A 12,273-nucleotide genomic window follows, 5' to 3' on the forward strand; every position below is an offset into this window, starting at 1 on the left:
GTCTTTCTCCTAGCCGTTCCAGAGGGCTGCCAGACCCGAAATCGAGTTCCAGCCGAGGTAGACGCTGAGCAGCCAGGTCAAGGCACCGATAACCAGCAGGGCCTTGGGATAGTTGTAGCCGTTCATCAGGTCGCGGCGGCGCCATGCGACCCAGAGCAGTACCGCGAAGCCCACGGGAAGGATCAGTCCGTTGAAGGCTCCGGCGAAGATCAGCAGGGTTGCCGGCGCCTTGCCGAGCAACAAGTAGATGATGCCGCAGACCACGATGAAAGCCACGGTGATCAGGTTTCGGGTGCGTTCCGGGGTGGTGCGCTTGGTGATGAAGGAAACCGAAGTGTAGGCGGCACCGATCACACTGGTCAGCGCGGCAGCCCAGAGGATGACGCCGAAGGCGCGGATGCCGATGGGGCCAGCGGCGTGGCCGAAGGCTTCAGCAGCCTTGTTGTCGCTGGTCAACGCTACGCCTCCAGCCACGACACCGAGGATCGCCAGGAAGAGCAGCACGCGCATGACACCGGTGACGATAATTGCCAGGGTCGAGATGTTGGAGATCGACTTGACATGCTCCACGCCCGATGTGCCCGAATCGATCATGCGGTGGGCACCTGCGTAGGTGATGTATCCGCCAACGGTGCCACCGATCAGGGTAGTGATGATCAGGAAATCGATCTTCTCGGGGAGCACCACGTTGCGGATCGCATCGCCCACTGGAGGGGCGGCGACGATTGCCACGTACAGCATCAGCAGGATCATGACGGCTCCCAGCATCACCACAATGCGGTCCAATGCCATGCCGGCTTTCTTCGACAGGAAGACCAGGATGGCGATGGCCGCTGAGATGGCCCCGCCAATTTTGGCGTCAACTCCCAGCATGGCGTTCAGGCCCAGTCCAGTACCGGCGATATTGCCGATATTGAAGACCATGCCGCCGATGAATACCAGCCCAGCCAGTAGCCAGCCGATGCCAGGGACGACTTTGTTGCCCAGTTCCTGGGCACGCATTCCGGACACCCCGATCACGCGCCAGACATTCAGCTGGACCGCGATGTCCACAAGGATGGAGACGACAATGGCGAAGGCGAAGGCCGCGCCAATTTGGACCGTGAACTCTGTGGTCTGGGTAATGAAGCCCGGTCCGATGGCGCTGGTGGCCATCAGGAACATGGCGCCTAGGAGCGCCGTGCGCCGCGCCTTGCTGCTTTGGGATGTTGACTCAGGAAGTGCCATGATGACGTTCCAATGCGATAGTGGTGACAACCGTCACAAGGTCAATGTGATGGACAAGACTTTACAGGTTGTTGAACAACCTTGGCAAGATGTTGTTGAACAATTTCTCGGCATTGGATAGCGCAGGGCCGAGCTCACCTCTACAGGGATCTCAGAGCTCGGCCTTGACTAGATGAAACCTACTCAAATCGCAGGATTTCCGGTTTCTGATTATTTTGCCGGTTCAGGTTCGGCTCGCGTATCGCCAACGCCCCGATCAGGTTCGTTTTCAGTGGAAAGTTCCTCTTTAGCCTCAACAATGTCCAGCACGCCGGTATCTGTATACCACTCAGTCAATGCAGGATCATCGCTTTCGAAGTTCGCGCCAGCGCCTTCCTCCTCCGGCACTGCAGCAACGCCGAAGACAAAATCGTCACCATGCTCATCGATGCCCCTTCGAACGCCACCACGAATCGCCTCAACGGCATAACGGTGACGAATCATCGTAGGGTCATTGCGCAGGTCGATGGCCCAGGAAATCATGACGCCGATCAAGACGATTGTGAACGGCAAAGCGCAGGTAACCATGATGGACTGAAGTCCCGACAAGGCATCGCGTCCGCCGGCCAACAGCAAGAACATGGCGATCAGGCCAAGTGCCATGGCCCATACAATGGTCACCGGCTTAGACGGTACCGGGCGACCAGATTGAGACATCGACCCCATGACATTGGCAGCCGAATCAGCTGCCGTAACGAAGAAGACCAGGATCGCGAGGAGGCACACAATCCACAGCACGGGACTGAAAGGCAAATTCGCTAACAGGTCGAACATGACATTTTCACCGGCGCCTTTCACCTCCATGCCCAGATCGTTCATACGCATCCAGATCGCGGTACCGCCGAAGACCACGAACCAGATGATCGAAATGAGTGCCGGAGCAAAGACGACAACCGTGACAAATTCGCGCAGCGTACGGCCCTTGGAAATCTTGGCAATGAACATGCCGACGAATGGCGACCATGAGATCCACCAAGCCCAGTACAGAGTCGTATAAGAGGTCAGATACTGCTTCTGGACTTCTCCTTGGCTAGCCGCCAAGGACAGCATTTCTGGCAAGTTACCGACGAAAGCTATCAGTGAACTCGGGATCAGGTCCAAGATAAAGACAGTTGGTCCAACCACCACAACGAACAAGGCCATGCCTACAACGAGAATCATGTTGGTATTCGAAAGTAGCCGAATACCCTTCTTGATGCCAGCAACGGCAGAAATCGTGAACACCACAGTCAAAACGCTGATCACGACCACAACGTAACCATTGCCCAGCTCAAGCCCGGTAATAATGTTCGTTCCAGTTCGGATCTGCAGAGCGCCAATACCCAATGAAGTCGCTGTGCCAAAGAGGGTCACCAATACAGCAAAGACATCAATGATCTTGCCTAACACCCGATGATTGCCGTTGGGGAATACCGGTTCAAAAAGCGACGAGATCAATGGAAGCCGGCCACGGCGATAGGAGGCATACGCCAGGGCACCGCCAACGAGAGCGTAGATGCACCACGCGAAACTTGCTTGGTGCAAGAACGAGTCAGTCAAGGCAGGCAGTACCGCATCAACGGTTTCAGCTTCCGCGGTGGTGGACGGTGGCGGAGCCAAGAAATGGCTTAGCGGTTCGAGGGGCCCATAAAACACCAGCCCGATGCCCAAGCCTGCGGCAAAAAGCATGGAGATCCACGAGAGCGTCGAAAATTCCGGAGTGCTGTCATCGGAGCCAAGTCGGATTTTGCCTGTTGGCCCATAGCCAACAACCAACATGAACACGACGATCACGAGAACCGTGAGGTTGAACAGCCAGCCAAAATTGGTAACTACCCAGCTTTGCATTGTGGTGCCGACAAGGTTCAGATTACTCGGGGCAAAGATGGCCCAAATGAGCACCCCGGCCGAAACTAGCAATGCGGTAACGAACACTCCGCGCCGTGTCGGGAAATTAGCCCCAGTCTCTTCCACGCTAATTCCCGGAATCAATCCGGGGTGAATGCCAAAGGTCGTTTCTTGGCTTGCAGTGCGTAGGGCGTTCTTGACCCTTTCGATTCTCCTTCTGGAGCTCTGCGGTTGACTAGATTGCCCATTTTGGGACGCTTTAGTTTCACCTTTTTGATTCTCTGGACGCGATTCTTCAGTATCCATAACTAATAATTCTAGGTGAACTATGCATTAGTCACTAAACGGTCCTCCGCTGGCGCCACGCGTATTGGCGCGAATCAGAGCGCTAGGCGAGGAAACTTTTGGACAAGCAAACGGCCACGGCAGATGCGGTTTTCCGCGGCTGCCGTGGCCGTTTGGGGTACTAGGGAATCCTAGTGGAAGAAGTGGCGTGCACCGGTGAAGTACATCGTGATGCCTGCTTCGTTCGCTGCCGCGATGACTTCCTCATCGCGTACCGAGCCGCCCGGCTGCACGACAGCCTTCACGCCGGCATCGATCAGGATCTGCAGGCCGTCGGCGAAGGGGAAGAAAGCATCCGAAGCGGCCACGGAGCCAACGGCACGCTGTTCCGAAGCAGCCGCGTCAGCGTTCTCAGCGCCACCGGCTGCATCCGCACCGGACTCGACCTTCACGCCCAGGGTGTTGGCACGTTCCACGGCCAGCTTGCAGGAGTCGATGCGGTTGACCTGGCCCATGCCGATGCCCGTTGCTGCACCATTCTTAGCCAGCAGAATCGCGTTGGACTTGGCAGCGCGCACGGCGCTCCAAGCGAATTCCAGATCTGCCAAGGTAGCAGCGTCAGCTGCTTCACCGGCAGCAAGGGTCCAGTTCCCCGGATTGTCGCCCTCGGCGTCGATCTTGTCGCCGGCCTGGACCAGCATGCCACCGCTTACCTGGCGGAACTCGTTCTTGTTCCGGCCGTAGCCTTCTGGCAGGGCCAGCAGGCGGATGTTCTTCTTGGCCGAGAGGATCTGCACCGCTTCGGCCTCGAAGTCCGGGGCAATAACTACCTCGGTGAAGATGCCCTTGACGGTTTCTGCCATTTCCTTGGTGACCGTGCGGTTGGCGGCGATGACTCCGCCGAATGCGGACACCGGGTCGGTAGCGTGCGCCTTGCGGTGTGCGTCGGCGATCGGATCTGCCGCGTCATCCGAAGCGACGGCCACACCGCAAGGGTTGGCGTGCTTGACCACAGCCACAGCCGGCTTCTCGAAGTCGTATGCGGCACGCAGTGCAGCATCTGCATCCACGTAGTTGTTGTAGCTCATTGGCTTGCCGTGCAGCTGATCAGCCTGGGCGATGCCGGCTGGAGCGGCTTCGTCAACGTAGAGCGCTGCCTGCTGGTGCGGGTTTTCGCCGTAGCGCAGCACATCGGCTCGCTGCAGGGCCACGCCTGCGTAGGCTGGCCAGTCGATGACGCCGTCGCCGTCCTCATCCAGGAACTGGCTTGCGGTCCACGAGGCTACCGCGGTGTCGTAGGCTGCGGTGTGAGCGTAGGCCTTGGCGGCCAGGCGCTGGCGGGTCTTCAGATCGAAGCCGCCCTCGGCTGCCGCGGAGATGACCTGCGGGTAGAAAACTGGATCAACCACGATGGAAACGGCGGCGTGGTTCTTCGCTGCCGAGCGGACCATGGCTGGGCCCCCGATGTCGATCTGCTCGACAACTTCATCCTGCGAGGCACCCGAGGCGACGGTCTGCACGAAGGGGTACAGGTTCACCACCACCAGGTCGATCTGCTCGATATCCATCGAGGAGAGGGTGTCCATGTGCTCGGTGACGCGGCGGTCCGCAAGGATGCCGCCGTGGATGCGCGGGTGCAGGGTCTTGACGCGGCCATCGAGCATTTCAGGGGAACCGGTCACCTGCTCGACCTCGGTCACGGGAATTCCAGCGGCAGCGATCTTCTTGGCCGTGGAGCCGGTGGATACCAGCTGCACGCCTGCGGCGTGCAATCCAGCGGCCAGCTCCTCCAAGCCGGTCTTGTCATAGACGGAAATCAGTGCGCGACGGATAGCGACTTTGTCCAGCACGGTCTTACTCACGAAATTTTTCTCCCGGCGGTGAGAATGAATGGGGCGGGCAGCGCAGAGGCCACCGCCTTCATTCTAACCAAGGAAGGCACCGGAATTTCAGTTCGTGTCAAGCCCCTTCCGGCAATGAGGAAAGGTGCGGGAAATATGAAGAAAGCTGCTTGTCAGTCAGGCAAAGCTGCAGAAGTTTTTCTGCATGTTCTTCATCTGCGACATAGGCCACGAGATCTGCCTTGGTCCGTTCGCCCAACTCTTCGCGCAACGACCGGGCTACCGCAACCAGCGTGTGATAGTAGCGCTTAATAGTAGGTTCCCAGCCATCACGCGCTGCCAGTCCGGTCATCGCCTCGGACCATAGCGTGGCCGCGGGATCTTCGCATAAATCAATGGATGACCAGTGCCAATCGCTGGGTTCCCACTTATCCGAGTAGAAGCTCTCCTCGTCGCTATCTTCCAGATCCGCTTCCAAGGAGGCCAAGACGTCGTCGAGATCTTCCCCGTCGGAATCCTCGTCATCCGGCTGGTCTTCGTCTTCATCATCGGAATCAGTGATCAGCAGCGAATCGTCTTCCAATGTGACGGTTTCAGGTTCAAGGCTTCCATCGCCTTCGGCATCGGGACGGTCCTCGTAATCGGCAGGCTCATCGGCGTCTTCACCGCGTTCCACCAATTGCTCGCGAGACTCCGTGAGGCGATCTCGTTCCAGGGCCTGCACCGAGTTCAAGGCCAGCAACGGCATGGCGATGCTTTCGCTTTCCTCGGTGCTGACTCCATGCAAGGCAATGGCATAGAAGTCCTGGTCGGGGTGTCCAGCTATCACTTCCGCTGCGTGTCGAAGGGCAGTCACCCGTATAGCCTCTTCGAGAGCGGTCCAATCTACTCCCATGTCCAGAGATTACCCCCTTGCCGGCGCAGACAACAGGCCTTGACGCGGCGGGAGAAGAAGCGTAGAGAGCTACACCTGGAACCTGGTTTTCGGCTATGCTTCACGCGGTACAAACCATTTCTGCTCGCACACCGAAAGGTGCACCACTGTGTCTTCCGCACCCCTGCCTTCTGGCACATCGATCGTGCAAGAGCTGCCATTCAAATGGAAGGTGCAGGGCACCATTTTCATTATCGGCGGACTCGGATTCATGTTCGATGCCTGGGACGTGACCCTCAACGGCGCGTTGATTCCATTGGTCGCCGAAGAGTGGGGGCTTGACCGTCCCACCGCGGCCTTGCTGGGCACTTCCAATCTGGTGGGCATGGCCCTGGGCGCCTTCCTCTGGGGCGGGATCGCCGACCGCTATGGACGCAAGAACGCCTTCAGCCTGACGCTTCTGATGTTCTCGCTATTCACCATCCTCGGCGCGCTGTCTCCGAATTTCGGCTTCTTCGTCGCCTTCCGCTTCCTGGCCGGCGTCGGCCTGGGAGGCTGCATCCCGGTGGACTATGCGCTCGTCGGCGAGTTCACCCCTGCCAAGCTGCGCGGACGCGTGCTCACCGCCATGGATGGCTGGTGGCCGGTGGGCGCGGCACTGTCCTTCTTCGTTTCGGGGTGGGTGATGGCCACCGCCGATAATTGGCGGTTGATCCTGGCAGTCATGATCCTGCCCGCGTTCATGGTGTACCTGGTACGGCGCTCCATGCCCGAATCCCCATTGTTCTTGGCAGCCAAGGGCCGCGACGCCGAGGCCCGTGCGGTCATCGACCAGCTCGTGGAACGCACCGGGGCCACTGAGCGCGAGTACGTAATTGCACCTGTGGAATTGGAAAAGGCTCCGCGCTGGTGGGAGCAGGTCGCCTCGCTGTGGCGGTACTCCTGGAAGATCACCGCCACCAGCTGGCTGCTGTTCATGACCATTTTGCTGGTCTACTACCTGGCATTGACCTGGTTGCCATCGATTCTGACCGAGGCCGGAATGGCCCAGTCAGCGTCGTTCTTCGCTACCGCGGTGATGGCCCTGATGGGGCTGGTGGGCGTTGTTCTGGCAGCATTGCTGGTGGAGCGGGTTGGCCGTAAATGGCTGTTGGCGATCTCCGCGCCAATCTCAGGCATCGTGCTTGTGATCGTAGCCCAGAACCTGCATATCCCAGCGACCGCGATTGCCTGGGTGCTGGTCTTCGGCGTGGTGGTCCAGGTCGCTATTCCGGTGCTGTATGCCTATGTTTCCGAGCTGTACCCCACCGAATTGCGCGCCAGCGGTTTCGGCTGGGCCTCGACCATGTCCCGCTTTGCCGCCGGCTTCGGTCCCCTGCTCTTCGCGGCGCTGTGGCCAGTGGTCGGGCTGGGCTGGCTCTTTGCCGGCGCGACTGCGCTGGTGCTGGTAGCCGTCGTCTTCATGGCGCGATTCGCTCCAGAAACCCGCGGCATGAGTTTGGATTAAGGATCATCGGCCAGCGGCGAATGCCAGCACCTTCTGGTGCTGGCATTTGCTAGTCCTGCGTAGTTTGCGGGCGCAAGCCATCGCGCATGATCTGCACGATGCGGTCCTCCAAACCAGGCTGGCTCTTGCTGAAGGCCCGCGGCAGTGGACGGGTCATGGCCCCGATGGTGGCAATCAGTTCTATCTCCGTTACGTCTTTGCGGACCAAATTCGCGTTCTTGGCCAAGCCCAAGGCGGAGTTCAGGGACTGGCCGGCCTCTGCCTGGACCTCCAGAATGCCGGGGCTGATCTTCCGTGGCAGTTGCAGCCCGAGCGCTTCGCTCAGTGCCCCGAGATTCTGCTGGACCAGCGTGCCAAGCAGAACTTCCCAAGCGTCCGTGTCACCGTCTTCAAGCCGCTGAACCGCTGATTGGGAAGCGATTCGGATATCCCCAAGCGTGCCGAGGGTGACTTCTTCAACCAGCGCATTCCGGTCAGCAAAGTTTCGATACAGTGTGCCGATGCCCACTCCGCTGGCCTCTGCAATAGTTTCCATCGCAATCTGGGCGCCGTGTTCTGCAAATAATTCACGAGCTGCTCGAAGGATGTTCTCACGTCGCCGAAGAGCATCTGAACGCATGAGTGGAATCCGATCTGAAGGAAATTCTGGCGCACGACTTGCCACCTGACGATTTCACGATAGCGGACAGGCAGTGCTCTGACGAAGCGGAAATCAACTTTCCAGAACGAAAAGTTTGCTCCCCGCGCTCGCGCCCAGCCATTCCGCATTTCCAGAAACCGTGCTATCCCTAGGATCTAGAACCTCAAGGCCAAGGAATCCTCGGATATGCGTTTTCAGCTCATCAGGCACGGACAAACCCCATCGAATGTTGCCGGGCAGCTTGATACCGCTTACCCGGGTGCCAGCCTCACTCCGCTGGGGCATCGCCAGGCTCGTGCCCTGCCGCAGGCATTCAGTGGCGGGCAGCTGCAGTCCATCTATGCCTCGACGCTGAACCGCACGCAGCTGACGGCCCAGCCATTGAGCGAATCCACCGGACAGAAGCTGCAGGTCATTGACGGCCTCGAGGAGATTTCAGCAGGCACCTTGGAGATGCAGGCCGACGAGGCCTCACGCTATGCCTACGGCATGTGCCTGCATTCGTGGATGCATGGCGACTGGGAGCAGAAGATGCCCGGCGGGCCGAACGGCTACGACTTCATTGAAAGATATTCCAAGGCCCTGGAAACCATCGCCCGGGCACAGGACTACTCCGGCATGGTCGCGGTATTCAGCCATGGTGCCGCCATTCGCGTCTTCAGCGCATGGGCTACGAAGATGGCGCCTGCCGATGCCGCAGAGCTGCATATCGAGAATACCGGTGGCTCCTTGCTGGAATTGGGCATCGGCGGAACGTGGGCTTTGGAACGGTGGAATCCAGAACCGCTCGGTGGCGACTTCGTTCGCGATGTTCTCACCGAGGACGTGACGGGTGGCGAGGACGGCATCCCCTGAGTACCCCGCTCCACCGGGGATCGCGAGTTGCACCAACTCAGCATCTATTTTTTCGGTAGTCTGGCAGGGGAGCTCATTTTCCGCTGAGCGCACAAACGGAAGGCCCTCATGCACGACGACATTTCCCTGACCACCGGACGCGTCCGCCGCGTTCTGACCGAACGTATCCTTCCAGCGATATATTCGGAAACCATGCCATTGACCCTCTCCTGGCACGAATTGCCAGGAGAGCCGATAGCTCCTGCGCAGGGTCTTGCACTGGACTACCAGCCCACAGAGGTTGGTACCCCGTGGGGCGCGGCCTGGGGCACCACATGGTTCCATTTGCAGGGCCAGGTTCCGGCGCATTGGGCCGGACGCCGGGTGGAAGCCGTGATTGATCTGGGATTTGACGTCAACATGACCGGCTTCCAGTGCGAGGGCCTGGTTTACCGGCCGGACGGCATCACCATCAAGGCGATCAACCCGCGCAACCAGTGGGTGCCCATTGCCGGTCAGGCCGAAGGCGATGAGGTCATCGACTTGTACCTGGAAGCGGCATCCAACCCGGTGCTGCTGGACTACCACCCGTTCCTCCCCACCGAGCAGGGCGATATCCTTACCTCGTCTTCGCGCCGGCTGTACACCACCCGCCGCATGGACCTGGCGGTCTTTGAATCCGTAGTACACGAGTTGTCGCTGGATCTGGAAGTGCTGCTGGATCTGCAAGAGCAGCTGCCGGCCGGCCCGCGCAAGATGCAGATCCTGCAGGCCATGGACAACGCGTTGGACGTGCTCGACCTGCAGCGGATTACCGAGACCGCGCAGGCCGCCCGCAACGAGCTGGCAGCGATCCTGGCCGCCCCAGCCGAGCACAGCGCGCACCAGATTTCCGCGATCGGCCACTCGCATATCGACTCGGCCTGGCTGTGGCCGCTGCGCGAAACCATCCGCAAGGTCTCCCGCACCTGCTCCTCGATGGTGGAGCTGCTGGGCGACGAGGAAGAATTCCTCTACGGCATGTCCAGCGCCCAGCAGTACAAGTGGCTCAAGACCCATCGCCCCGAGGTCTGGGATCGGGTGAAGAAGGCCATTGCCGACGGGCGCTTCCTGCCGCTGGGCGGCATGTGGGTCGAGTCCGATACCGTGATGCCCTCGGGTGAATCGCTGGTCCGCCAGTTCCTCTACGGCCAGAAGTTCTTCCGCGACGAATTCGGCATCGCTTCAAAGGGCGTATGGCTGCCCGATTCCTTCGGATACTCCCCTGCCCTGCCCCAGCTGATGCGCCGGGCCGGCTTCGAATGGTTCTTCACCCAGAAGATCTCCTGGAACCAGCAGAACAAATTCCCGCACCACACCTTCGATTGGGAAGGCATCGACGGCTCGCGCGTATTCAGCCACTTCCCGTCGATGGACACCTACAACTCGCAGCTCTCCGGGGAGGAAGTCGCCAAGGCCTCGCGCCAGTTCCGCGAAGCCCGGCTTGCCAACAACTCCATCGCACCGGTCGGCTGGGGCGATGGCGGCGGCGGCACCACCCGGGAAATGACCGGCAAAGCCAAGCGCCTGGCCAACCTGGAAGGCAGTGCGAAAGTCCGGTGGGAACACCCGAACGACTTCTTCGACCGGGCCAAGGCCGAGCTGCCCAACCCGCCGGTATGGGTGGGAGAGCTCTACCTGGAGCTGCACCGCGCCACGCTGACCAGCCAGCACCAGACCAAGTCGGGCAACCGCCGCACCGAGCAGCTGCTGGTCGAGGCCGAACTGTGGGCGGCTACCGCAGCCATCCGCACCGGGGCCGAATACCCGTACGAGCAGCTCGACGAACTGTGGGAAACCGTGCTGCTCCACCAGTTCCATGACATCCTGCCCGGCACCTCCATCGCCTGGGTGCACCGCGAAGTGGTGGCACGCTACGCCCAGGTCATCGAGCAGGCCGAAGCGCTGATCCGCGCCGCCCAGCAGCAGCTGGCTGGCGAGGGCTCCACCCCTATTGCATTCAACGGTGCGGCGTTCACGCGCAATAACCTGGCCTTCGGCCAGGCCAAGGAAGTGGAAGCCGTTCCTGTTTCCGCGGTCAGGGCAACCGCAGCCGATGGCGGCTACATCCTGGATAACTCGGTCATCCGGGTGGCGGTCAATGCCCAGGGCCTGATTGCCTCCGCGGTGGATCTGGCTACCGGCCGTGAAACTATCGCCGAGGGCCAGGAAGCGAACCTGCTGCAATTGCACCAGGACTTCCCGAACATGTGGGACGCCTGGGACGTGGACAAGTACTACCGCAACCAGGTCACCGATCTGCGCGAGCTCGATAGCCTGGAGCTGTCTTCGCGCGAGGACGGCAGCCAGGTCATCACGATTGCCCGCAGCTTCTCCAAATCCACGCTGGTCCAGGAACTGTCGCTGGCGCCAGGCTCGCGGACCGTGCAGATCTCGCAGAGTACCGATTGGCATGAGGCAGAGAAATTCCTCAAGGTCGCCTTCCCGCTGGATATCCGTGCCGAGCATGCAATTGCCGAAACCCAATTCGGCTACCACAAGCGCGTTACCCACGTGAATACCAGCTGGGAAGCGGCGAAGTTCGAAACTTCCATGCACCGCTTCGTGCTGGCCGAGGAACCCGGCTTCGGCGCGGCACTGGTCAATGATTCCATCTACGGATTCGATGTCACCCGCGATGCCAAGGACGCGGCCGTCACGACAACCATGCGCCTGTCATTGCTGCGAGCCCCGCGCTTCCCGGATCCTGAAACCGACCAAGGCCTGCAGGCCCACCGCTACGGTTTGGTCATCGGCGCGGACGTGGCCATGGCAACAGAAGCCGGTGCCTTGCTCAACAGCGCAGAGCGAGTCGTCCATGGCGCCCACGGCGTGGACCCGCTGGTATCGGTCACCGGTGAAGGCCTGGTGATTTCCAGCGTGAAGCTGGCTGCGGACCACTCCGGCGATTTGGTGGTGCGGGTCTATGAATCCCTGGGGCGCCGTGCCAGCGGCAGCCTGTTGGTCAACGCGCAGGCCTTGTCTGCAGCCACCGCGAGCCTGCTGGAAGATGAGCTGGCGGGGCAGGCCATCGAGCTTTCCGATGGTGCTGTGCCGCTGAAGCTGGGCGCTTTCGAAGTGCGCACCCTGCGCTTCGCCCTGGCCAGGTAACCGCGGGTTCCGGGGCTGGACCTTCGCACGCCATGGCGTGCGAAGGTCC

Annotated in this window: 9 protein-coding genes; 4 read left to right on the forward strand and 5 right to left on the reverse strand. The window is 60.3% G+C overall.

Translation table 11 applies throughout. The annotated features are described in order from the left end of the window. Positions 1 to 9: 9 nt before the first annotated feature. Complete coding sequence (locus AAZQ98_RS10835) at positions 10 to 1,227, reverse strand: NRAMP family divalent metal transporter (protein WP_434692114.1); 1,218 nt, start codon at positions 1,225 to 1,227, stop codon at positions 10 to 12. On the opposite strand from AAZQ98_RS10835, the gene AAZQ98_RS10840 reads away from it, so the two are divergent. Continuing rightward, complete coding sequence (locus tag AAZQ98_RS10840; RefSeq protein WP_434692117.1) at positions 1,226 to 1,348, forward strand: hypothetical protein; 123 nt, start codon at positions 1,226 to 1,228, stop codon at positions 1,346 to 1,348. The genes AAZQ98_RS10835 and AAZQ98_RS10840 overlap by 2 nt on opposite strands. An 89-nt stretch (positions 1,349 to 1,437) precedes the next feature. Here AAZQ98_RS10840 and AAZQ98_RS10845 read toward each other — a convergent pair whose 3' ends face one another. From AAZQ98_RS10845 to AAZQ98_RS10855, 3 genes are all read right to left on the reverse strand, one after another. Continuing rightward, on the reverse strand, positions 1,438 to 3,399 hold the full coding sequence (locus tag AAZQ98_RS10845; RefSeq protein WP_434692119.1) for a BCCT family transporter: 1,962 nt from the start codon (positions 3,397 to 3,399) through the stop codon (positions 1,438 to 1,440). A gap of 170 nt (positions 3,400 to 3,569) precedes the next feature. Beyond that, positions 3,570 to 5,240, reverse strand: a complete 1,671-nt coding sequence (gene purH, locus AAZQ98_RS10850) for a bifunctional phosphoribosylaminoimidazolecarboxamide formyltransferase/IMP cyclohydrolase (RefSeq protein ID WP_332595201.1) — start codon at positions 5,238 to 5,240, stop codon at positions 3,570 to 3,572. Between the two features lie 97 nt (positions 5,241 to 5,337). After that, positions 5,338 to 6,075: a hypothetical protein gene (locus AAZQ98_RS10855; RefSeq protein ID WP_146112913.1), complete on the reverse strand. Its 738-nt coding sequence runs from the start codon at positions 6,073 to 6,075 to the stop codon at positions 5,338 to 5,340. Between the two features lie 187 nt (positions 6,076 to 6,262). On the opposite strand from AAZQ98_RS10855, the gene AAZQ98_RS10860 reads away from it, so the two are divergent. Further along, entirely contained in the window at positions 6,263 to 7,600 is a 1,338-nt protein-coding gene (locus AAZQ98_RS10860) for an MFS transporter (RefSeq protein WP_133833190.1), read from the forward strand. A gap of 49 nt (positions 7,601 to 7,649) precedes the next feature. Here the strand turns inward: AAZQ98_RS10860 and AAZQ98_RS10865 are convergent, their stop codons facing one another. Beyond that, positions 7,650 to 8,219: a TetR/AcrR family transcriptional regulator gene (locus tag AAZQ98_RS10865; RefSeq protein WP_434692122.1), complete on the reverse strand. Its 570-nt coding sequence runs from the start codon at positions 8,217 to 8,219 to the stop codon at positions 7,650 to 7,652. A gap of 207 nt (positions 8,220 to 8,426) precedes the next feature. Here AAZQ98_RS10865 and AAZQ98_RS10870 point away from each other — a divergent pair, with 207 nt between their 5' ends. Both AAZQ98_RS10870 and AAZQ98_RS10875 read left to right on the forward strand, forming a co-directional pair. Further along, on the forward strand, positions 8,427 to 9,095 hold the full coding sequence (locus AAZQ98_RS10870; protein WP_434692125.1) for a histidine phosphatase family protein: 669 nt from the start codon (positions 8,427 to 8,429) through the stop codon (positions 9,093 to 9,095). A 108-nt stretch (positions 9,096 to 9,203) separates the two neighbouring features. Beyond that, on the forward strand, positions 9,204 to 12,224 hold the full coding sequence (locus tag AAZQ98_RS10875; RefSeq protein ID WP_434692126.1) for an alpha-mannosidase: 3,021 nt from the start codon (positions 9,204 to 9,206) through the stop codon (positions 12,222 to 12,224). The last annotated feature ends 49 nt before the right edge of the window (positions 12,225 to 12,273 follow it).

Source organism: Glutamicibacter sp. Je.9.36 (assembly GCF_051129975.1).
GTDB lineage: Bacteria > Actinomycetota > Actinomycetes > Actinomycetales > Micrococcaceae > Glutamicibacter.